Raw genomic sequence first — 22313 nt, 5'->3', positions numbered from 1 at the left:
GAGAACCGGCAGACGGCCGAATGAGCGGCCGTCGCCTCAGAAGCCGTAGAGCACGGCTGGACGGGTCGCGAGAATCCGCGGCTTCAGCGCATCCCGACTTGTCGCAGGACCGCCGCGCAGGCGGTTTCAATGGTGCGCTTATGTGCGCTTATGTGCGCTTAAGTACGCCCGCAGCGCTCGAGTACGCTTGCGAATGCTGCTACCGCATGCTCGATGTCCGAGTCGTCGATATGACGATGCATCACGCAGCGCAGCATCCGCTCGCCCCACGGCCGCGTCAGCACGTCTAACGCGCTCAGGGCATCGACCCACTGATGGCTCGTCATCCCCGTCTCGCCGACCTTCACCTGGACGATATTGGTTTGCGGCTCGCTGGCCTGCAGCGAGGCGCCGAGGCCGTTCAGACTTTCGCTCAGCTTGCGCGCCCGGGCATGGTCTTCGGTAAGACGCGCGCTCATCGTCTGCAATGCTTCGAGACCGGCTGCTGCGACGATCCCTGCCTGACGCTGGGTGCCGCCCAGCATCTTGCGGTACGAACGGGCCGTCGCGATGACGCTGCGACTGGCCGCGAGGACCGCGCCGACCGGCGCGCTCAGTCCCTTGGACAGGCATAACGACACCGACTCCGCATGCCCGGCGAGCGTCGTGGCCGGCACGCCGAGCGCCACGGCGGCATTCATCAGACGCGCGCCGTCGATATGGACCGGCACGCCGGCCTGCATGGCGAGCGCATGCACGTCGCGCATGTGCGAAGGCGGCAGGATGGCGCCGCCGGCGTTGTTGTGCGAGGTCTCCATCGCGATCAGGCCGACACCGAGCCGGTACGCACCGGGACGGATGGCGGCGGCGAGCCGGTCCAGATCCATGGCCCCCGACTGGCCTTCGACCGGGGTGTAGGCGAGACCGGCGAGCAAGGAGCCGCCGCGTTCGGTGGTGTACATGTGCGAGTTGGCTTCGAGCACCACCTGTTCATGCCGTTGTGCATGCGACAGCACGGCCAGCAGGTTTGCCATCGTACAGGTCGGCACATACAGCCCGGCTTCCTTGCCGAGCCGCGCCGCAACGGCTTCTTCGAGCTCGCGCACCGAGGGATCGCCGTCGAGGCCGTCGTCGCCAATCGGCGCGTTCTGCATGCGCTCGTACATCGCGCGGGTAGGGCGGGTCACCGTGTCGCTGCGCAGATCGGTCAGGTGCGCGTGACTGGATTCGGAAAGGGGGAAGTCCTGCATGTTGGCTCTGAAAGAGTTAGTGGTGAAGAATCTTCGACAGGAAATGGCGGGACCGCTCGGTGCGTCCGGCCGTGTTGCCGAAAAAGTCCGCTTTGTCGCAGTCCTCGAGGATGCGGCCGCCGTCCATGAAGATCACCCGGTCGGCGACGCGTTGCGCGAAACCCATTTCGTGCGTCACGACCATCATCGTCATGCCGTCGCGCGCGAGATCGGTCATGACATCGAGCACTTCGTTGACCATCTCGGGATCGAGCGCGGAAGTGGGCTCGTCGAACAGCATCACGATCGGATCCATCGACAACGCGCGCGCAATCGCGACGCGCTGTTGCTGACCGCCGGACAAGGCAGCCGGGAATTTATGCTTGTGCGCCGCGAGGCCGACACGCTGCAGCAATTGCATCGCGCGCTCCTGGGCCGTGTCGCGATTGCGCTTGAGCACCTTTATCTGCCCAAGGCACAGATTGTCGAGCACGCTCAGATGCGGAAACAGTTCGAAGCCCTGAAAGACCATGCCCGCCCTTGAGCGGATCTTGCCGAGATTGGCCCGCGCGCCGGTGACGTCCATGTTGTCGATCCGGATCTCGCCTTGCTGAACGGCTTCGAGGCCGTTCACGGTTTTGATGAGCGTTGACTTCCCGGAACCGGATGGCCCACACACCACCACGACCTCGCCCTTGGCGACCCGCGTGCTGCATTCGGTGAGTACCTGGAAGGCGCCATACCACTTGCTGACGTTGTCGATCTGGATCATAAGAGGAGAGAGGGGGCGTTAATGGGCCTGCAGTGCGCCGTCGAAGCGTTTGACGAGACGCGATGCACCGAAGCAGATGACGAAGTAGACGGCGGCCGCGAACACGTACATCGGCACGGTGCTGCCGTCGCGGTTGGCGACGTCGGAGGCGGCGCCGAAGAAATCGGTCATGGAGAGCACGTAGACGAGCGAGGTGTCCTGGAAGAGCGTGATCACGCGGGTGAGCAGTGCGGGTGTCATGTTGCGTAGCGCCTGCGGCAACACGATGCTGACCATGGTCTGCGCGTAGGTGAGTCCGAGCGCGGCGCCTGCGTTCATCTGCCCCGTGGGCACCGACGCGATGCCGGCCCGCATGATCTCGCAGAAATACGCGGACTCGAATAGCGTGAAGGTGATCACGGCGGAACGGTAGGGGCCGACTTCGATGGGTGAATTCGCACCGGTCAGCCACGCGCCGACGTAGGGCGCAAGAAAGTAGAACCAGAAGATCACCAGCAGCAGCGGCACCGAACGCATGCCGTTCACGTAAAGCGTGGCCGGCACCGACAGCAGCCGCGAGGGCGACATGCGGCACAGCGCGAGCAGGGTGCCGAGCACAAGACCGAGGACGGCGGAGAGTGCGGTCAGCGTCAGCGAAAACGTCATGCCGACCTTGAACAGGTACGGTAACGACGTCACGAGTTGATGGATGCCTGAAGCGTTCATCGTAGCGGCCCTCAGGGTTGTTCGGCTTCGACGATCGTCAGCGCACCGGGCGCCGCACTCGAACCGGAGGTCGGCACGGCGGATTTGCGCTCGAGCCGCGCGAGGCTATACACCACGACGGTATTGATCGCGAAGTAGACGATCGTGGCGGCGCTGAACGCCTCGAAGATATGGAAACTGAACTCCTGCATGGAGCGGGCCGCGCCGGTGAGCTCGACGAGGCCGATCGTCATGGCCACCGACGAGTACTTGATCGTCGCCATGAATTCCGACGTCAGCGGCGGCACGACAATCCGGAACGCTTGCGGCAGGATCACGAAGCGATACGCCTGAAACGTGGTGAGGCCCAGCGCGACCGCGGCCTGCCGCTGGCCTGTGCGCAGCGAACGGATGCCCGAGCGCAGCGTCTCGGCGATGCGCGCGGTGCCGTAGAAGCCGAGGCACAGCAGCGCGGGGAAGAATTGCCCCCACGGTTGCTGCATCTGCTTGATGGCGGTGCCGAGACTTTTCGGCAGCAGTTCAGGCAGCACGTAGTACCACAGGAACATCTGCACGAGCAGCGGCACGTTGCGGAACAGTTCGACGTAGGTGGTGGCTGCGAGACGGGCGGGCTTCGATTCGACCGTACGAAACACGCCGACCACCGAACCCAGCAGCAGCGAGAACACGTAGGCGCACAACGACAACGCAATCGTCCATCCCGCGCCGATCAGCAGCGTTTGCAGATACGTGTGCACGCCGTCCGGCGACAGATCGTTGAAACTGGCCCAGCTCCATTGGTATTTCATGGTCGTCGCATGGTCGGAATCGGTGGATAGGGCGTGCCGGCGCAGCGAGGGTCACTGATAGACGGTGGGGTCGCCCGAGTCGGACGGATGCTCGAATGCGTGCTTCAGTTCCGCGCTCATCGGGTACTTGAGGTTGATGTTGGCCGGCGGCACCGGCGAGTTGAACCACTTGTCGTAGATCGCGTAGATCTGCTTGCTCTTGATGAGGTCGAGCACCGCGCCGTCCACGGCCTGCTTGAAGCGCGGATCGTCCTTCGGCTCGACGATGCCGTACGGCGCGACCATCATCGGCTTGGTGCCGATCACGTAGTCCTGCGCCTGGCCCGAGGTGGCGACGAGGCCATAGGCGATGCCGTCGTCGGTGGACACCGCTGCCGCGCGTCCGGTCTTCACCGAGAGGAACGAAGACGCGGCGTCGTTCACCGGCAGCACGGCGATATTCAGGTGCTGCTGGTTGCTGATCTGCTGGATCACCTGAAAGTCGAGTCCGCCCGCCAGGCTCGAGATGGTCTTGCCGCTGAATGCGGCCGGGTCGTTGGCATTCAGTCCGCTGTCCTTGCGCGCCAGCAACACCACTTTCGCGACGAAGGTGGTCGGCGAGAAGGAGACGAACTTGTGCCGCTCGATCGTATTGGTTGTGTTGCCGCATTCCAGATCGATGGTGCCGTTCGTCAGCAACGGCAAGCGCGTGGCCGAGGTCACCGGCACATAGCGGATGTTCAGCGTCGGCATGCCGAGGGCCGTTTTGAGGTGGTCGGCAATGTGCTGGCAGATTTCGACTGAATAACCCACGGGTTTCTGCTCGTTGTCGAGGTAGGCGAACGGCAACGACGACGTCGGATAGCCGAGCGAGATGGTGCCGCTCTGTTTGATCCGGTCGAGCCGGCTCGACGTGTCCGCGTGCGCGCCGGCTACCAGACCGAACCCGGCAATCAAGGCAGCCGTCGTCAACAACGAGAGGGGTTTCATATCCGTGGTGTTCCTGGATCAAGGGCGCACCCGCCTCGCGGGCCGCATTGCAAACGTGAATGGAGTGGCATCGCTGCATGCCGACGGCCTCAATATGAGTCGCCATTATGCTAAAGTCCAATACCTGTCTAGCATCCTTCAATACAGAATTGATATGCCGAAATTGAAGCTGGGCGTGCGCCATGTGGAAGCGTTTCGCGCTGTGATGTCGACGAGTTCGATGACCGTCGCGGCGCGGGCCATGCATACCTCGCAGCCGCAGATCAGCCGGTTGATCTCGCAGTTGGAGGCCATCACCCAGTTCTCGCTGTTCGAGCGCAACGGCAGCCGTCTGAGTCCGACCCAGGACGGCTTGCGCTTTTACCGCGAAGTCGAGAAGACCTTTGCCGGTCTTGCCGAGCTCGAATCAGTGGCCGAGAATATCCGCTCGTTCAGCGCCGCGCGTCTTGGCGTGGCGGCGATGCCGCGGCTTGCGGGCGATCTGCTGGTCAAGATCGTGGCGCAATTTCACGCGGCCCATCCGGACGTGCTGGTGTCGATTCATTCAGGTAACGCAGTGAACGTCAAAGACTGGATCCGCTCCGGCTTTTGCGACACCGGGCTGGCATTGCTGACGGGGGATGCGCCGGGGATTCGCGTCGAACGGATCTCCACGCTGCAATGCGTCGCCGTGCTGCCGGCCGGACATCCGCTGTGCCGGTTTCGCAAGCTGAAGCCGTCGCACTTCGACAATCAGCCCTTCATCTCGCCGACCGGCGAGAGCCTGCTGCGCTCGACGATTGACGACGTGTTCGCCGCCGAGCACGTCAAGCGGCAGATCGTGGCCGAGGCCAGCCTGGGCTCTTCGGTGTGTGCAATGGTGCGGGCGGGAATCGGCGTGAGTCTGGTGAACATGCTGGCCGCGCGCGACGAGCAACTGAATGGAGGGATCGAGTTGCGTCCGTTCAGCGTGGAGATTCCCACTGAAGTGGCGCTGCTGTACCCGCCGTATCAGGCGCAGACGCGTCTGGTCGACGCGTTCGCAAAGATCGCACGGCCGATTATTCGCGACGAAATGGCCGATCTGAAGAAAACGCCTGCTTGAGGCTGGTGCGCAAACCCGTCTCTGTGCTGTGCGTCAGGCGCTGTCCCGCTCGATCAGGCTGAACCCCACGTCGACCATTTGCTCGCTGCCGGCACGGTTTTCAATGCGCTCGACGAGCATCGTCGCCGCGAGCGAGCCGATGCGGGTGCCGTCGATTCGCATGGTGGACAGTGGCGGCGTCGTGTCCTTCGCAAAGTTCAGATCGCCGTAGCCGATCACGCGCAAGCGGCCAGGCACCGCTACGCGCTGGCAATCCGCCTCCATCAACACGCCCAGCGCCAGACTATCCGCGCCGCAAAATACGGCGTCGATATCGGCATTCGTCTCTAGCAGGCCCCTCAACGCACGTCGTCCGTCGCCCAGATTCGCGGGCGACTCGACCGTCACCACGGGAATCGCAGCGCTGGTTTTCGCGCCGCCGAACGCTTCGAGGAACGCCTTGGTACGAGCCTGTGCGCGCCGGTCGCTCGGCGTGACGACAGCGGGGCGCCGCACGCCGCGCTTCTTCAGGAACTTCGCCGCGGTCTTGCCAACCTGTTCATGCGAGAAGCCGACCAGCATGTCGATCGGTTCACTGGTCAGGTCCCATGTCTCGACCACAGGGATGCCGCTTGCCTGCAGTTTTTGTCTCGCGCTCTGCGAGTGGACGACGCCAGTCAACACGATGCCGGCGGGCCGGCGACCGATCACCGCATCGAGCAGGGCGTCCTCACGCGACTCGTCGTATCCGCTTTGCCCAATCAGCAACTGATAGCCCGACGCGGCAAGCTGGGTGGTCAGAGCCTCGACGGTTTCCTGAAACACACTGCCGGCCATGGCGGGGATCAAGGCGACGATCAGATCGCTGCGAGTCGATGCCAGCGACCCTGCGATCAGGTCCGGGGTATACCCGGTTTGCCGCACGGCGGCCTGGATGCGTTCCAGCGTTTCTACCGAGACCAGTTCCGGCGTATTCAGCGCGCGAGAAACGGTCACCTTCGTCACGCCGACGAGCGCCGCGAGGTCGCTCAGCGTGACGCGGCCAGAGTTTTTGCGGGCGCGGCGAGGGGCGCTTCGTTCGATAGGGGCAAGCAGGGAGGTAGGCGGTTTGCTCACGACGTGGATCACTCGAGCCCAAAAAAAGTTGCTGGTAATTAGCGCAAAAGCATATTAGCATGCGCTCTATGTTACCGGTTACATAAACCGGTAACATCAAACAGGCGAAGAGCAGGTCGTGCATAAGTTAGGAGACAGGTATGTCGCAGGCGAGCGCGGTGGTCAACGAACCGCTCATCCGGCTTAACGCCGCGGACAATGTGCTGATTGCGCGCGAGGCGCTTTCTATCGGGCAGTTACTCGGCTTGGGCGATGCGACCATCCGCATGCGTGCCCAGGTTGCCGCAGGGCACAAAGTGGCCGCGCAACATATTTCGCGCGGCGCGGCGATCCGCAAATACGACACCATCATTGGCCGGGCCGCGCGCGACATCGAGGCGGGGGACCACGTTCATACCCATAACGTCGAACTGATCGACTTCGAACGCGATCCGGGCTTCTGCCTCGATGTGCGCCCGGTCGAGTACGTTGCGCAAGCTGAACGCGCCACCTTCAAGGGCATCGTTCGACCCGATGGGCGCGTCGCGACACGCAACTTCATCGGCATCCTCGCCTCGGTCAACTGTTCATCGACCGTCATCAAGAATATTGCCGCGTGGTTTACGCCGGAACGGCTGGCGCCTTATCCGAATGTCGACGGCGTGGTGGCGTTCGCGCAGACCAGCGGCTGCGGCATGTCCTCGCCGAGCGAGCACTTCGATGTGTTGCGCCGGACGCTCGCGGGCTATGCGCGTCATCCTAATCTCGGCGGCGTGCTGATTGTCGGGCTGGGCTGCGAGCGCAATCAGGTTGGCGCCTTGCTCGATTCACAAGGTCTGCACACCGGCGCCGCTGTTCACGCGCTGGTGATGCAGGACGAAGGCGGCACCCGTGCGACGATCGAGGCGGGCATCGCCGCCATCCAGCAGATGCTGCCGGCGGCCAACGACATCGAGCGCCGTTCCGTATCGGCGAGTCATCTGAAGATCGGTCTGGAATGCGGCGGCTCCGATGGCTTCTCGGGCATCACCGCGAATCCTGCCCTCGGCGCGGCCATGGACATTCTGGTGCGCCATGGCGGCACGGCGATCCTTTCCGAAACGCCCGAGATTCACGGCGTCGAATACATGCTGACGCGCCGCGCGGTGACGCCGGCGGTGGGCCAGAAACTGCTCGACCGGCTGGCGTGGTGGGAGCAGTACACGCGCGGCCACAACGGCCAGTTCAACGGTGTCGTGGGACCCGGCAATCAGCAGGGCGGACTCGCCAACATCTTCGAAAAATCGCTCGGCTCGGCGATGAAAGGCGGGACCACGCCGCTGCAGGCCGTCTATGAGTACGCCGAACCGATCGACCGCGCCGGCTTCGTCTTTATGGATTCGCCCGGCTACGACCCCGTCGCGGTAACCGGGCAGATTGCCAGCGGCGCAAACCTGATCTGCTTCACGACCGGCCGTGGCTCGATGTTCGGCTCAAAGCCCGCGCCGACCCTTAAGCTTGCGAGCAACACGCCGATGTTCAAGCGGCTGCGCGACGACATGGATATCAATTGCGGCCTGATCCTCGATGGCGAACGCTCTGTCGAAGAGATGGGGCAGGACATCTTCGAGCACATCCTGCGCGCCGCTTCGGGCGAGCGTACCCGTAGCGAACTGCTCGGGCTGGGCGACCACGAATTCGTGCCCTGGCATATGGGCATCGTGAGCTGAGCCGCCGCCATCACTACAAAAAAACCGGAGACAGAGATTGAATCAAGCCTTGCAACAGGCGCCTCGCAGCAAAGTGCGCTGGCTGGTGGCCGGCCTGATGTGGTCGGCCATTGCCATCAACTATATCGACCGTACTGTGCTGTCCGCCGCGGCCCCACATCTGCAGTCCGAGTTCCATCTCGGCGCCATGGAGATGGGGATCGTGATGTCGGCGTTCTTCTGGTCGTACTCGCTGCTGCAACTGCCGGCCGGGATGCTGGCCGACCGTTTCGGGCAGAAGCTTGTACTGGGCATGGCCGTGTTCTGGTGGTCGCTCGCGACGGCCGTCACGGGACTTGCTACCGGCTTCAAATCGCTCGTGGCCCTGCGGGTGATGCTGGGTGTCGGCGAGGCGGGTTCCTATCCCAGCAACGCGGGCATCGCCACGCGATGGTTTCCGCGCAAGGAGCGCGCCACCGTGGCGGGCATCTTCGATAGCGGGTCGAAACTGGGTGGGGCGGTGGCGCTTCCGCTGATCGCCTGGTTGCTGGCCACCTTCGACTGGAAAGTGACTTTTGCGATCACCGGCGCGCTGGGGCTTGTCTGGTGCGTCGTCTGGGTCGTGGCGTTCAGAAACTCGCCGGCCGATCACCGGCGCGTCAACGCGGCCGAGCTCGCGTATATCCGCGACGGCGCAGAGGCGCCGCGTCGCGACAATGCGCTGGCAGAAGTACCCTGGTACAGACTGTTCGGATACCGAAACATCTGGGCCATGTGCATCGGCTTCTTCATGATCAACTACAACTCGTACTTCTTCATCACATGGCTGCCGACCTATCTCGTCAAGGCGCGCGGCATGAGCATGATGGAGATGGGTTTCATGGCTTCGTTGCCGCTCATTCTTTCGATGGTCGTCGAGATATTGGCGGGCTGGGCCTCGGATCGTGTGTATGCCTCCGGACGGCTGTCGCTCACCGCGACCCGCAAACTGTTTCTCATCGTCGGCCTGTTGATGGCGTCAAGCATCGGCCTTGCGGCGTTCGCCGCTTCGCCGCTGGTGGCCGTGGCCTTGCTGTGCGTGGCGAAGTCGGGCACCACCGTCGCCGCGTCGCAGGTCTGGGCATTGCCGGGCGACGTCGCACCACGGAATATGGTCTCGCGGGTCGCGGGCATCCAGAACACCGTCTCGAACATGGGGGGCGTGGTTGGTCCCGTCGTTACCGGTGCGATTGTGGGCGCAACCGGATCGTTCGTTCCCGCGCTGCTGTTCTCGTCGGCACTGATTGTGATTGCCATGCTCAATTATCTGTTCCTGCTCGGCAGGGTGGAACCCATCCAGTTCAATCCCATCCCCATGGAGGCTAGAAATCGTGATGAACGCAACGTCGACGTCCGCGCTTAATCCATTCAAGGCGGCGCTTGCCAGCGGCCAAAAGCAGATTGGCTTCTGGCTTTCGATGGCCGATGCCTATCTGGCCGAAGTCAGTGCAACGGCCGGTTTCGAATGGCTATTGATCGACGCAGAGCACGCCCCCAATGACGTGCGCAGCATCCTCGCGCAACTGCAGGCGGTGGCGCCGTATCGCGCCGAGGCGGTTGTGCGGCCGGTGAACGGCGACCCTGCGTTGCTCAAGCGCCTGCTCGATATCGGCGCGCGCAATCTGCTGGTGCCGATGATCGATACCGCGGAGCAGGCCCGTGCGTGTGTGGCCGCCGTGCGCTATCCGCCGCATGGCATTCGCGGTGTGGGCAGCGCAGTGGGACGTGCGTCGCGGTGGAGCTCGCGCACCGACTATCTGGATATCGCAGACAGCGAAATCTGCCTGCTCGTGCAGGCGGAGACCGTCACGGCGCTCGACCATCTCGAGGCGATTTGCGCGGTGGACGGTGTCGATGGTGTTTTCATTGGACCGGCGGATCTGGCTGCGTCGATGGGGCATCGCGGCAAGCCGGGTCATCCGGAGGTGCAGCAGGCGATCGAGACGGCGATGCGCACCATCATTGCGTCCGGCAAGGCGGCCGGCACCTTGACCTCGGACCCGGCACTGGCGCGTCGCTATCTCGAGCTTGGCTGCACGTTCGTTGCGACCGGCGTGGATATCCTTATGTTCGCGAACGCGGCCCGCAAGCTGGCCCGCGAGTTTATCGAGCAGTGAAGCAGGGGCGAGCTATGCTCCCCCCGACGCCGTGGGCCGACAGGTGGCGTCGGCCGGCACGAAGCGCGTATTGGAGCGACAATAGCTCCCCGTGCTCCCCCATCCCTTGAAGCCGATCTCCGCAAAGCTCGCCGGGCCGCCGCACGAACCATTCGTTATCTGTAGAGGAGAGTCACATGAACAAGCCGTACCGCATTGCCGTCATTCCTGGGGACGGCATCGGCAAGGAGGTGATGCCCGAGGGCCTGCGCGCACTCGAAGCCGTCAGCAAGCGATTCGGCATCGCGCTGGAATTCAGGCATATCGAATGGGCAAGCTGCGACTACTACGCGAAGCACGGTCAGATGATGCCGGACGACTGGAAAGCGCAATTGCAACCCATGGATGCGATCCTGTTCGGCGCCGTCGGCTGGCCGGACACGGTACCCGATCATGTTTCCTTGTGGGGTTCGCTGCTGAAGTTTCGCCGCGAGTTCGACCAGTACATCAACTTGCGTCCGGCGCGTCTCTTTGCCGGCGTGCCGTCGCCGCTAGCAGGGCGCAAGGCAGGCGACATCGATTTCTGGATCGTGCGCGAGAACACCGAAGGCGAGTACTCGTCGGTAGGCGGTGTGATGTTCGAAGGCACGGAGCGCGAATTCGTCCTGCAGGAATCCGTGTTCACGCGGCACGGCAGCGAGCGTGTGCTGAAGTTCGCCTTCGACCTTGCGCAGCGGCGCGAGCGCAAGAAGATCACCGTTGCGACCAAGAGCAACGGCATCGCCATCAGCATGCCGTGGTGGGACAAATGCGCGGCCGGCATCGCGGCGCAGTATCCGGATGTGACGTGGGACAAGCAGCATATCGACATCCTGTGCGCACGTTTCGTGCTGAATCCGGACCGCTTCGATGTGGTCGTGGCCACCAACCTGTTCGGCGACATCCTTTCCGATCTCGGTCCCGCCTGCACCGGCACGATCGGTCTTGCGCCCTCGGCGAACATGAATCCGGATCGCAAGTTTCCTTCGTTGTTCGAACCGGTTCACGGTTCGGCGCCGGATATCTATGGCAAGAACATCGCCAATCCGATTGCGATGGTCTGGTCGGCGGCGATGATGCTCGACTTCCTCGGCAATGGCCAGGGCGTCGAGCGCGAGGCACACGACGCCATGCTGGCCGCGATCGAGGCGGTGCTGAAGGAAGGCCCGCATACCGGCGATCTCGGCGGCCGGGCGAACACCACGGAAGTCGGCAAGGCGATCGCCGAGCGGCTCGCCTGAACAAGGAGTTTTCCATGGCAACGAAATTCGAATTGAGCGAGCTGATCCGCACCGGGCACTTTATCGACGGTCAGTGGGTGGCCTCTGCAAACGGCAAGCGCTTCGACGTGACGAATCCGGCCACGGGTGAAGTGATCGCCACCATCGCGGACGGCGGCGAGGCCGATGCCCGCGCCGCGACCGATGCCGCCGCGCGCGCTTTCCCCGCCTGGCGCGATGCGCTGCCCAAGGAGCGCGCCGCCGTGCTGCACCGCTGGCACGCGCTGATGCTCGAGAACGCCGACGCGCTTGGGCACCTGATCTCGCTCGAACAGGGCAAGCCTTTCGCGGAAGGGCGCGGCGAAGTGCTGTATGGCGCATCGTATGTCGCGTGGTTCGCGGATGAAGCGACGCGCATCTATGGCGATCTGATTCCGCAGCAGCAGCGTGGCAAGCGCATGAGCGCGGTGAAGGAGCCTATCGGCATTGTCGCGGCCATCACGCCGTGGAATTTCCCGCTGGCGATGATTGCGCGCAAGATCGCGCCGGCGCTCGCCGCAGGATGTACGGTGGTGGGCAAGCCCGCCGAGGATACGCCGCTCACGGCGCTTGCGCTCGTGATGCTCGCGCATGAAGCGGGTGTGCCGCCCGGCGTGCTGAACCTGATTGCGGCGTCGCGCGAGAGTGCGGTGCCGGCCGTGGCCGCGTGGCTGCACGACAGCCGTGTGCGCAAGATCACCTTCACCGGTTCGACGCCGGTCGGCAAGTATCTGGCGCGCGAGTCGGCGGATACGCTCAAGAAGCTCTCGCTCGAACTGGGCGGCAACGCACCGTTCATTGTGTTCGACGACGCGGATCTCGAAGCGGCCGTCAGCGGTCTGCTGGTGTCGAAGTTCCGCAACGGCGGGCAGACCTGCGTGTGCCCGAATCGCGTCTACGTGCAGTCGTCGGTGTACGAGAGATTCGGCGACATGCTGGCCCGACGCGTCGCAGCGCTGAAGGTCGCGCCGGCCACTGACCCCGACGCCCAGATCGGCCCGATGATCAACGCGCGCGCCGTCGAAAAGATCGCACGGCACGTCGACGATGCCGTGTCGAAGGGTGCGCGTGTCCTCGCCGGCGGAAAGCGGCTTACGGCGCTCGGTCCCAACTACTATGCGCCGACGGTCCTCGCCGATGCCACCGGCGCGATGCAGTTGAGCTGCGAGGAGACCTTTGGCCCTGTCGTGCCGCTGTTCCGCTTCGACGACGAAACGCAGGCCATCCAAGCGGCGAACGACACACCGTTCGGTCTTGCCGCGTATTTCTACAGCCAGAACGTGCGTCGCATCGACCGCGTCGCAAGGCAGTTGGAGGCGGGTATCGTCGGCATCAACGAGGGCGCGCTGGCGAGTGAGGCCGCGCCGTTTGGCGGCGTGAAAGAATCGGGCTACGGCCGCGAGGGATCGAAGTATGGCCTCGACGATTATCTGTCCATCAAGTATCTCTGCCAGGGCGGACTCGAATAAGCGAGGGGATGTAACAAGGGCACCCGCTGCGCAGACCGGGTGCCCATAAGTGTTTTGTATCGCCACAGATCGATTTCATCTTTGCGCGCGCGGCGTCGGGGGCATACCGTTATGACGGTAAAACTCCTCCCGAAACGAAATCCGATCATGTACAAAGCCATTCGAAAAAATCCTTCTGCTGCTCAAGCCGACCCGAAGATACTGAGCGCCTTGCGCGACATTCCGGTGTCGGCGCTGAGCGACAACATGCACCGCAATATCGGCACGACCGGTTTGCTGCCGTATCAACGGCCCGGCAAGGCAACGATGGCGGGCACCGCCGTTACGGTCAGGTCGCGCGGCGGCGACAATCTCACCTATCTGCGGGCGCTGGAGTTTTGCCGTGCCGGCGACGTGCTGGTGCTCGATGCCGGCGGCGATCTGAACAACGCGGTCGTCGGCGGCATTCTGTCGTTCTACGCGGCCACTGCGGGGATGGCGGGCCTCGTGATTGACGGTGCGATTCGCGATGTCGCCGAGATCCGCGAGCGCGATTTTCCGGTGTATGCGCGCGGCGTTACGCATCGCGGCCCGTATAAGGATGGCCCGGGTGAGATCAACGTGCCGGTGTCGGTCGGCGGCATGGTCGTCAATCCGGGGGACATCATCGTCGGCGATCAGGATGGTCTGCTTGCCATTCCGCAAGACGAGGTGGAGCAGGTCATCGAAAAGGCGCGCGCCGTTCTGGAGGCGGAGGCTGAAACCATGCGTGCGATGAAGGAAGGGCGCTGGAATCGCGCCTTTATCGATGCACTCGAAGCGCGATGCAATAACTGAGTTGTCGAGCGCTGCTGCGCTTGCGATCGCGGCGCGGCGACGGCTAAGCAGTGCTTCGCACGAAGACCAGGAGCAAACCGTAGTCGCCTTTATCCGCTGCACGCAAGGCGGTTAGGTAATCCGACCGGGCGTTATCCGCTTTAACCAATGTTCCGCCGCCACCCCATGAAAACGCCTCTTGTTTCATGCTGCGCAAGAGCGCATCAGCCATCATTCGCGAGTGTCGGCCGTTGCCGTTTGGAAAGGGATGAATCCACACCAGCTCGCGGTGAAATCGTGCGGCAATCTCATCGGGCGGGAATGTGTCGTTGTCGACCCACCACCGCGTGTTACCGAAAAGATCTCTGAGTTTGACGCTGACCTGCGTCCAGTCGCATCCGATGTTCTTGTCGGACTTGCGGAACGTGCCTGCCCACGACCAGGTGTGGCCGAACATTCTCTTGTGAAGGTTGCGACAGAACACTTCACTGAGGACATCGGCCTTGCGTTGACGGCGAGCCCATTGCACGGCTTGCAGGATGTTCTCCTGCTCCCAGTCATTCAGGTCGCCCTTGGTGGTCAGGTGCGTCGGTATCAGCCCTGCAAGCTCGTCAGGGTCGAGCGGTGTCTGGCCGTCCTGCTCGTCTAAATCTATCGCCATAGGTCGGACCAGCGACCCCGGAGCAGTTCCGCCGTTCTTTGCTCAACCTGTTTGCGAAGTCGGTCGGTTGCCGGACGTTGGTCTTCCAGACTCATGGTGTGCGCAACTCCGCTCACCTCCTGCAGGGCGATTGAGCGCGCCTGGTCTTCGACCACTTGAGTCAGTGGCTTTCTGGGCGCCAAAGCATAGACCAGCTCGCAGTCCAGCCCGGCAGCCAGCTTGCGCAGTTGTCCGAGCGTGATTCGCTCCTCAGCTTCCGCCAACTCCGATTTGTGCAGGGTCGAACCGGCAATGCCTAACCTGTCGGCTTGCTGTCGCTCGGTGAGCCCTAACGATTCTCGGATGGCCTTCAGCCATCCACGCGGCGGGGGCCGACGGTCGGTCAAATCCGAGTACGCTGCGACCGACGCCTGGACCTGCTCAAGCCGGAGTTGCCTCATTCTGGAGTTCATTTTGCTGGCCTATAGGCTATCAAAAACACAATAAATGATAGCCTATAGGCCAGCAATCAACAAGTTTTGCTTCATTATAGTGAATCAAAAAATACTGTTCTGCTTCACTATAGGGCATCGGAGTTCGCATGAAAAAGACCCGCAATCCCCTTTGGGACGCGGGTCTCAGCGTTAATTAGCTCAAAAACCAACACCTTTGTGGTACGGGTCGGGCGTAAGGCGGCGCCTTTTTGCTTTCCGCCAGCGTTTCCGCCGTCGCCCGCGGGCGACGGCAGACCGATGCGCACTACTCGAAACTGACGACCACCTTCATCGACTTGCTCCGGTCCCCGGCAGCTTGAAACGCCGCCACCGAATCCTGATACGGAAACACGCGGGATATCAGCGGCTTGACGTCGATCAGGCCTTTGTTCAGCAATTCGACCGCCACCGCGAACTCTTCGTGAAAGCGGAATGCGCCGCGCAGATCGAACTCCTTCGCGACCACGACGTTGATCGGCAACGTGATGTCGCCGCCAAGACCCACCTGAACGATCACCGCGCGGGGACGCAGCACGTCGAATGCGCCACGCAAGGCGGCAGCATTGCCGCTCGCCTCGAACAGCACGTCGAAGGTGCCCTTGTCGACGGCGAACGGTGCGAGCGCATCGGGTTGTTCCGCGACATTGAAGGCGAGATCGGCGCCGACCCGTCGCGCGCTTTCGAGCGGCAGCGCGTTGACATCGGTGGCGACGATCGTCGCCGCACCCGCACGACGTGCGGCCGCGACGATCAAGGCGCCAATCGGACCACATCCTGTCACCAGCACTTTCTTGCCGAGCAGCGGGCCCGCACGTCGCACCGCGTGCAGGGCAACGGAAAGCGGCTCGGCCATGGCGGCCTCGGCATCGCTGAGCGCATCCGAAACGACATGTGCCTGGCTACGGTCGATGACGATCTCCTGGCGAAATGCACCTTGAACGTGGGGCGTGCGCATCGCGCTGCCGTAATAGCGCATATCCAGGCAATGATTCTGCAAGCCTTGCTGGCAGTACTGGCAGAGACCGCATGCACGGCTCGGGCTGATCGAGATCCGGGTGCCGACCGGCATATCGGTCACCCCTGAACCGATGCCCGCCACGACACCCGATACCTCATGCCCAAGGACCATGGGTTCCTTGATGCGCACGGTGCCGAAGCCGCCGTGATTGAAGTAGTGCAGATCGGAGCCGCAAATCCCGCCGGCCCGCACGCGGATGAGCAACTGGTTGGCTTCCGGCTCGGGCGTCGGAAGGTCTTCAATCCGCAAATCCAGCGGTGCGTGAATGACGAGTGCGTGCATGGCAAAGGCCTTGTCGGTGAATCGATGAAATCGGTCGAGTCCCGCTGCAAGATCTGCTTCACCTCCTGCGATGCGAAGCAGAGCGTGGCTCGGATGAACGTTAGAACTTGTGACGCAGGCCGATATCCGCTTCGAACAGCGAGTTATGGCCATAGAACGGCTGATTGGAACCGGAGGCGGCGGCCAGCGGAATCCATGCGCCGGTCAGATGGTTGTAATCGGCACCGATATAGACATCCGTGGTCTTGCTCAGGAAGTAGTCGAACGTCGGGCCGCCGGTGATGCGCGTGCCGCTCTGTCCGGCGTGATGAACGAAGTCCACATAGACGGGCAGATCGAGCACGGCCGCAGGCGTGATGTAGTACATCAGGGCCGTGGAGAACGAGTCGTTGCGGTAGTCCGCCGGATACACGTGGCTGAAGATATAGGAGCCGTAAACCTTTGCCGCGCCGAACGTATAGGTTGCACCCGCGGTGAAGACCTTTTGCGAGCTGTCCGGAATCGTCAGACCGAAGTAGGTGCTGCCATACTCGGTCGTGGCCGGCGTCAGGCCGCCAATATCGTTGATGACCTGATAGGCCGCGCCCACGCTCAAGGGGCCGTGGTCATACGAGAGGCTGACGGCCGGCGACGAGTACTGGTGGAAATTGCCGGCGGTCTGGCCGAACGTATAGGCGGTCTTGGCGGTAAAGCCGGCCAGGGTCGGTGAGGTGTAGCGAACCGTATTGTCGAGACGTCCACCGCCGGTTTCGCCGGCGCCCTGGAAGCCCACCGTGCCGGTGTAATTGGCAAACGCATAGATGTCATGCGTCCAGCCCATTTCGTGCACCAGGGTGTATTGGCGTCCCAACGTCACCGTGCCGTACGAGGTGGTGAGGCCAACCAAAGCCGTGCGGCCGAACAGCCGTGCCGTGCCGGACGGCATGGATTGCTGGGTCGCGCCGGTGTTGGGTGTGAAGCCGCCCTCCAACTGGAAGATCGCCGCCATGCCGCCGCCGAGATCCTCGTTACCCTGCAAGCCCCAACGGCTGCCCTGAATTTCGCCGCCGCTGCCCATCGTAAAGAGCGAGCCGCTGCCCGTCTTGGTCTGATGGTTGTCGTAGCGCACGGCCTCGTCGATGATGCCGTACAGCGTGACGCTCGACTGCGCATAGGCCGACCCCGACAATGCAAATCCCAATGCAGTCAGTACACCTAATGTATTATTTTTCACGAGAAGATCCCCTTGCCGTTTGAGAAAGAATGGAAAATTTCAGGTCAACCGCCGCGTCGGAAGGGCGCGGCGTGTTTTTATTCGAAGATGTGACGCGAGCTGCCGCGTCCTATCTTGTTCTCTCAGTTCAGTGCGGCCACCGCGGCTGCGATTTTTCGGCAGCCGTCGTCGATGATCTCCACGCGGGTGGCAATCGACATGCGGAAGTAGGGGGATACCCCATAGGCTGAGCCTGCGACGAGGGCTACGCCGACCTGTTCGAGCAGGTAAAGCACGACGTCGGCGTCGCCCTCGAGAAGTTTTCCTTGCGGCGTCGTGCGGCCGATCATGCCGCTGCAATTCACATACAGATAGAACGCGCCGCCCGGCGTCCGGCAACTGATGCCCGGAATGGCGTTGAGCGCTTCCAGTGCGTGGTCGCGCCGCTCGCGATAGGTCCGTACGGATTGAGCGACGAAGCTCTGGTCGCCGGCGAGCGCGGCGAGTGCCGCGGCCTGGCTGATGGAACTGGCGTTACTGGTCGACTGCGATTGCAGCGTATCTATAGCCGCGATCAGATCGGCCGGGCCGGCCGCGTAGCCGATACGCCAGCCGGTCATCGCATAGGTCTTCGACACGCCGTTGACGACGAGGGTCCGGTCCGCCAGCGCAGGTTCGACGGACAGCAGGTGTTGAGGGGCGTCGCCATCGAAGCGAATATGCTCGTAGATATCGTCCATCATCACCAGCACGCGCGGATAGCGCAGCAGGACGTCGGCCAGTGCGCGCAGTTCAGCGGACGTATAGGTTGCGCCGGTCGGATTGGTGGGCGAATTGATCACCAGCCAGCGCGTGCGCGGCGTAATGGCGGCTTCGAGCAGCGCGGGTGTCAGTTTGAAGCCGTCTTTCTCGGTGCAGGGCACGACCACCGGCACGCCGTCGCAGGCCAGCGTCATGTCCGGGTAGGAGACCCAGTAGGGCGCGGGAATCAGCACTTCGTCGCCGGCTTCGACGGTAGTGGCCAGAGCATTGAAGATGGCGTGCTTGGCGCCGCACGTCACGATGATGTGCTTCGGATCATACGAAAGCCCGTTTTCACGCTTGAGCTTGTCGGCGATCGCGGCGCGCAGTGCAGGCGTGCCGGCGGTTTGCGTATAGCGTGTTTCACCGCGCTCCATGGCTTCGAAGGCGGCGCGGCGGATGTGCTCGGGCGTATCGAAGTCGGGCTCGCCCACTACCAGATTCACAATGGTCTTGCCCTGGCGCCGCAGTTCGGCGGCACGGTCGGCCGCGGCACTGCTAGGCGAAGGTTTGATGCGCTGGACACGGGCGGCGATACGCGATGCACTCACACTGGACTCCTTCGACGGCGTTTAACGAGCCCTAACAGTAAGCGTGCGAAAAAGTTGACGCTAAGACGTCTTTCCGCTGGGGTAATAACATCCACTTATGACGCGATGACGTGCGTGCTCTAGCCGCAGTGCACCCAGATCGCACGCCTTGTCGTTGATGCCGTTGCGCAGCGGTGCAGCATGCTCGCCTCGGCGAAACGTCGGTGTAGGGGTTTTTTTCGGGCTGTGCGCGACGTAGCGCTTGCCTTATGATTGTTGCATCCCGTACACAGTGATGGATGCGACCAGCGTGAACCTGCGGCGTTTGAAGTACTTTGTGAAGATCGTCGATATCGGCAGCCTGACCCAGGCTTCCGAAGTGTTGCATATCGCCCAGCCCGCATTGAGTCAGCAGTTGATCACGCTCGAGGACGAGTTCCAGCAGCAGTTGCTGGTCCGCACGAAACGCGGCGTGACGCCCACGGAGGCGGGTGCCACCTTGTATCGCCACGCGCAATTGATCCTGCGTCAGTATGAGCAGGCGCAGGCCGACGTGAAGAGCGCGGGGCAGACCTTATCGGGCCAGGTGTCGGTTGGCCTGGCGCCGGGCACGGGTGCGTCTGCGCTGTCACTGCCTCTGTTGCGCACGGTGCGTGCCCGTCATCCGGACATTCTTCTCTACATCAACGAGAACTTCGGCACCACGTTGAGCGAGCTGATCATGAACGGTCGCATGGACATGGCGGTCCTCTACGGCGACAAGCCGGTCCATGGGTTGTCGTTCCAGTTGCTGATGAACGAGGAACTGTTCCTCGTTGCGCCGCGCAGCATGGGAATCGCGCAGGATCAGATCAACGTGACCGACTTGCGCGACGTGCCCTTGCTGCTGCCGCGCCCCTACAACTACCTGCGCAAGTATGTGGACGAGGGATTCGCCCGCGTGCAGATGATCCCGAACGTGGTCGCCGAGATCGAATCGGCGTCGACGCTGTCGGCGGCCGTGAGTGCGGGCATCGGCGCGACCATCCTGCCGGACTCCACCGCTCGCGTGGTGGCGGCGGCCGGCGACGTCGTGCAGTGCCGCATCGTGTCCCCCGTGATCAAGATCCCGCTGTCGGTCTGCCTGTCCGACCACCTTCCTCTTTCCGAGCCCGCCGCGGCCGTCAAGGACATCCTGCTGGAGCTGGCGGGAGACCTCGCGCTCGACGTGCGCTCGGAGTCCGGCGCCGATACATAAGCGCGCCTTATCGCTACAAACCCAAACCGTCTTGGCGCATTTTTTATGCGCCGGATACATTGAGTCCATCGTCAGTCGCGCCGGCTCCAGATGGGTGGGCGCGACATGCGTCTAACGGGGCATGGACTCAAAGATGGATCTTCAGAAGATTAAGGGCCTTATAGACCTGCTGGCCGACTCGCCGCTCGCCGAACTCGAACTGATCGAGGGCGAGGAAAAGATCCGGCTTGTCAAAGCGCTGCGGCGCGACAGGGTGGCGCGCTCCGGCGATGGTCGCGATCGGGCTACCGCGATTGGTCCAGATCCGGTGGAGGATGAGGGTATAGCGGTGCCGCTGACAGGCACGGTACCGCCGTCTCCGCTTGAAGGAACCATGCCTCATCCGGTTGCGGCCGTGAGCGAATCGCGGCTGGTGGGCTCACCCATGTCGGGCATCGTCCATCTGACGCCGGCGCCGGGCGAAGCGCCGTTCGTGAACATCGGCGACACGGTCGCAGAAGGCCAGGTGCTGTGCACGATCGAAGCCATGAAGATGTTCAACGCGCTCGAAGCCGAATTCGGCGGCACGGTGGTCGAGATTCTCGTCAAGCCGGGCGACGAAGTGGACCTCGGCCAGCCGTTGTTCCGCGTGGGGGCGTGAAGACGATGCGTGAGCTGAATCGCCTATCGCCATTCGAATGTGACGACGTGGCTATTTTCTCGGTTGAATGACGATGTTCGACAAGGTATTGATTGCTAACCGCGGTGAGATTGCGCTTCGCATCCAGCGTGCCTGCCGCGAACTCGGTCTGAAGACAGTGGCGGTCCACTCGCAGGCGGACGCGCAGGCGCGCTACGTGCGCCTCGCGGACGAGGCGCTGTGCATTGGTCCCGCTGCGCCGGGCCAGAGCTATCTGAACATCGCCGCGATCCTGTTTGCGGCCCATGTCAGCGGCGCGCAGGCCGTGCATCCCGGTTACGGTTTCCTCTCGGAGAACGCCGATTTCGCAGCACAGGTCGAAGCCGCAGGGTTGAGCTTCATCGGCCCGCGACCCGAATCCATCCGTACCATGGGCGACAAGGTGGCGGCCAAACGCGCCATGCGCGCCGCTGGTGTGCCGTGCGTGCCGGGTCCGGATGGCAGCTTGCCCGATGACCCTGAAGCGATCCTGCGGGTCGCGGAAGAGATCGGTTATCCGGTCATCGTCAAGGCGGCGGGCGGTGGCGGAGGCCGCGGCATGCGGGTCGTGCACGGTGCCGCGCAACTGCTGGAAGCGGTATCCGTGACCCGCGAGGAAGCGCGCCGCGCATTCGGCAAGCCGGAACTGTACGTCGAGAAATTCCTCGAGCATCCGCGCCACGTCGAAATCCAGGTGCTCTGCGATACCCACGGCAATGCGCTGTGGCTCGGCTCGCGGGACTGCTCGATGCAACGGCGTCATCAGAAGGTGCTGGAAGAGGCGCCCGCGCCGGGCATCGACCCGGCGCTCATCCGCCAGGTCGGCGAGCGCTGCGTGGAGGCCTGCCGGCAGACGAACTATCGCGGCGCCGGCACGTTTGAATTCCTGTTTGAAGACGGCGAGTTCTACTTCATCGAAATGAACACGCGCCTGCAGGTCGAGCATCCGGTGACGGAGATGACCTCCGGCATCGACATCGTGCGGGAACAGATTCGCATTGCTCAAGGCCACGCGTTGACCGTGCGGCAGCCGGAGATTCGCGCAGTGGGACATTCGCTCGAATGCCGCATCAACGCTGAAGACCCGTTTACGTTTGCGCCTTGCCCCGGCAAGGTGACGGCGTGGGAATTGCCGGGTGGCAACGGCGTGCGGGTGGATTCGCATGTCAGCAGCGGGGTGGTGGTGCCGCCGTACTACGATTCGTTGATCGCCAAGGTCATCACGCATGGGGCCACTCGCGACGAGGCCGTCGTGCGCATGCGGCTAGCGCTGGCGGAAATGCGCGTGGAAGGCATCCATACCAATGTGCCGTTGCATCGGGCGGTGCTGGAGGACGAGGGATTCTGTGCGGGCGGCGTCGACATTCATCATCTGGAACGCTGGCTGGCAAAGAGGAAACAGGCATGACGCCCACCATTGAGCAGGCGTCGATCACGCATGCCGACATCACCGGATGGATGCGACCGGATTCAAAC

General features: G+C 63.0%; 21 protein-coding genes. 10 read left to right on the top strand and 11 right to left on the bottom strand.

Annotated elements, in window-relative coordinates:
* Positions 1 to 158: 158 nt before the first annotated feature.
* Genes BUS12_RS14260 through BUS12_RS14240 form a run of 5 tightly spaced genes read right to left on the bottom strand, consistent with a single transcriptional unit; the run spans position 159 to position 4442 of the window.
* Positions 159 to 1229 (bottom strand): threonine aldolase family protein, encoded by a 1071-nt coding sequence (locus BUS12_RS14260; RefSeq protein ID WP_074296270.1) that lies wholly within the window; start codon positions 1227 to 1229, stop codon positions 159 to 161.
* Between the two features lie 16 nt (positions 1230 to 1245).
* Positions 1246 to 1980 carry an amino acid ABC transporter ATP-binding protein gene (locus tag BUS12_RS14255; RefSeq protein WP_074296269.1) on the bottom strand — a complete coding sequence of 245 codons (735 nt, stop codon included), beginning with the start codon at positions 1978 to 1980 and terminating at the stop codon, positions 1246 to 1248.
* A gap of 18 nt (positions 1981 to 1998) precedes the next feature.
* Positions 1999 to 2685: an amino acid ABC transporter permease gene (locus BUS12_RS14250; protein WP_074296268.1), complete on the bottom strand. Its 687-nt coding sequence runs from the start codon at positions 2683 to 2685 to the stop codon at positions 1999 to 2001.
* 11 nt (positions 2686 to 2696) lie between these two features.
* Positions 2697 to 3473, bottom strand: a complete 777-nt coding sequence (locus BUS12_RS14245) for an amino acid ABC transporter permease (RefSeq protein WP_074296267.1) — start codon at positions 3471 to 3473, stop codon at positions 2697 to 2699.
* A gap of 51 nt (positions 3474 to 3524) precedes the next feature.
* Positions 3525 to 4442 carry an amino acid ABC transporter substrate-binding protein gene (locus BUS12_RS14240; RefSeq protein ID WP_074296266.1) on the bottom strand — a complete coding sequence of 306 codons (918 nt, stop codon included), beginning with the start codon at positions 4440 to 4442 and terminating at the stop codon, positions 3525 to 3527.
* Between the two features lie 154 nt (positions 4443 to 4596).
* On the opposite strand from BUS12_RS14240, the gene BUS12_RS14235 reads away from it, so the two are divergent.
* Positions 4597 to 5526, top strand: coding sequence for a LysR substrate-binding domain-containing protein (locus BUS12_RS14235; RefSeq protein WP_083640480.1), 930 nt, complete (start codon positions 4597 to 4599; stop codon positions 5524 to 5526).
* A gap of 33 nt (positions 5527 to 5559) precedes the next feature.
* Here the strand turns inward: BUS12_RS14235 and BUS12_RS14230 are convergent, their stop codons facing one another.
* Positions 5560 to 6537, bottom strand: a complete 978-nt coding sequence (locus BUS12_RS14230) for a LacI family DNA-binding transcriptional regulator (RefSeq protein WP_083640479.1) — start codon at positions 6535 to 6537, stop codon at positions 5560 to 5562.
* A gap of 224 nt (positions 6538 to 6761) precedes the next feature.
* On the opposite strand from BUS12_RS14230, the gene BUS12_RS14225 reads away from it, so the two are divergent.
* The 6 genes from BUS12_RS14225 to BUS12_RS14200 all read left to right on the top strand — a co-directional run bounded on the left by BUS12_RS14225 (position 6762) and on the right by BUS12_RS14200 (position 14006).
* A complete protein-coding gene (locus BUS12_RS14225; RefSeq protein ID WP_074296265.1) occupies positions 6762 to 8309 on the top strand; it encodes a UxaA family hydrolase in 1548 nt (515 codons plus the stop codon).
* A gap of 97 nt (positions 8310 to 8406) precedes the next feature.
* A complete protein-coding gene (locus BUS12_RS14220; protein WP_074297530.1) occupies positions 8407 to 9690 on the top strand; it encodes an MFS transporter in 1284 nt (427 codons plus the stop codon).
* Complete coding sequence (hpaI, locus tag BUS12_RS14215) at positions 9662 to 10444, top strand: 4-hydroxy-2-oxoheptanedioate aldolase (RefSeq protein WP_074296264.1); 783 nt, start codon at positions 9662 to 9664, stop codon at positions 10442 to 10444. The genes BUS12_RS14220 and hpaI overlap by 29 nt, the downstream gene beginning before the upstream one ends.
* A 176-nt stretch (positions 10445 to 10620) precedes the next feature.
* A complete protein-coding gene (locus tag BUS12_RS14210; RefSeq protein WP_074296263.1) occupies positions 10621 to 11703 on the top strand; it encodes a tartrate dehydrogenase in 1083 nt (360 codons plus the stop codon).
* A gap of 14 nt (positions 11704 to 11717) precedes the next feature.
* The gene (locus BUS12_RS14205; protein WP_074296262.1) at positions 11718 to 13190 is read left to right on the top strand and encodes an NAD-dependent succinate-semialdehyde dehydrogenase; all 1473 of its coding nucleotides are present in this window, start codon (positions 11718 to 11720) and stop codon (positions 13188 to 13190) included.
* A 147-nt stretch (positions 13191 to 13337) separates the two neighbouring features.
* Positions 13338 to 14006, top strand: a complete 669-nt coding sequence (locus tag BUS12_RS14200; RefSeq protein ID WP_074296261.1) for an RraA family protein — start codon at positions 13338 to 13340, stop codon at positions 14004 to 14006.
* Positions 14007 to 14049: 43 nt separating this feature from the next.
* Here BUS12_RS14200 and BUS12_RS14195 read toward each other — a convergent pair whose 3' ends face one another.
* The 5 genes from BUS12_RS14195 to BUS12_RS14175 form a co-directional block, all read right to left on the bottom strand.
* On the bottom strand, positions 14050 to 14646 hold the full coding sequence (locus BUS12_RS14195) for a mobile mystery protein B (protein ID WP_083640389.1): 597 nt from the start codon (positions 14644 to 14646) through the stop codon (positions 14050 to 14052).
* Entirely contained in the window at positions 14637 to 15098 is a 462-nt protein-coding gene (locus BUS12_RS14190; protein ID WP_074296260.1) for a mobile mystery protein A, read from the bottom strand. The genes BUS12_RS14195 and BUS12_RS14190 overlap by 10 nt, the downstream gene beginning before the upstream one ends.
* 286 nt (positions 15099 to 15384) lie before the next feature.
* Entirely contained in the window at positions 15385 to 16419 is a 1035-nt protein-coding gene (locus BUS12_RS14185; protein ID WP_074296259.1) for an L-idonate 5-dehydrogenase, read from the bottom strand.
* Positions 16420 to 16519: 100 nt separating this feature from the next.
* Entirely contained in the window at positions 16520 to 17632 is a 1113-nt protein-coding gene (locus tag BUS12_RS14180; protein ID WP_074296258.1) for a porin, read from the bottom strand.
* Between the two features lie 122 nt (positions 17633 to 17754).
* Positions 17755 to 18963, bottom strand: a complete 1209-nt coding sequence (locus BUS12_RS14175) for an aspartate transaminase (RefSeq protein WP_074296257.1) — start codon at positions 18961 to 18963, stop codon at positions 17755 to 17757.
* 289 nt (positions 18964 to 19252) lie between these two features.
* Between BUS12_RS14175 and nac the strand changes: the two genes are divergently transcribed.
* The 3 genes from nac to accC all read left to right on the top strand — a co-directional run bounded on the left by nac (position 19253) and on the right by accC (position 22245).
* The gene (nac, locus tag BUS12_RS14170; RefSeq protein WP_074297526.1) at positions 19253 to 20179 is read left to right on the top strand and encodes a nitrogen assimilation transcriptional regulator NAC; all 927 of its coding nucleotides are present in this window, start codon (positions 19253 to 19255) and stop codon (positions 20177 to 20179) included.
* A 133-nt stretch (positions 20180 to 20312) separates the two neighbouring features.
* Positions 20313 to 20819, top strand: coding sequence for an acetyl-CoA carboxylase biotin carboxyl carrier protein (locus BUS12_RS14165; RefSeq protein ID WP_074296256.1), 507 nt, complete (start codon positions 20313 to 20315; stop codon positions 20817 to 20819).
* Positions 20820 to 20892: 73 nt separating this feature from the next.
* Positions 20893 to 22245, top strand: coding sequence for an acetyl-CoA carboxylase biotin carboxylase subunit (gene accC / locus BUS12_RS14160; RefSeq protein ID WP_074297523.1), 1353 nt, complete (start codon positions 20893 to 20895; stop codon positions 22243 to 22245).
* Positions 22246 to 22313: the final 68 nt, after the last annotated feature.

Origin of the sequence: Paraburkholderia phenazinium, assembly GCF_900142845.1 — a bacterium.
In the GTDB taxonomy this organism is placed as follows: Bacteria; Pseudomonadota; Gammaproteobacteria; order Burkholderiales; family Burkholderiaceae; genus Paraburkholderia; species Paraburkholderia phenazinium_A.
This window is presented reverse-complemented; position numbering and strand designations above follow the sequence as displayed.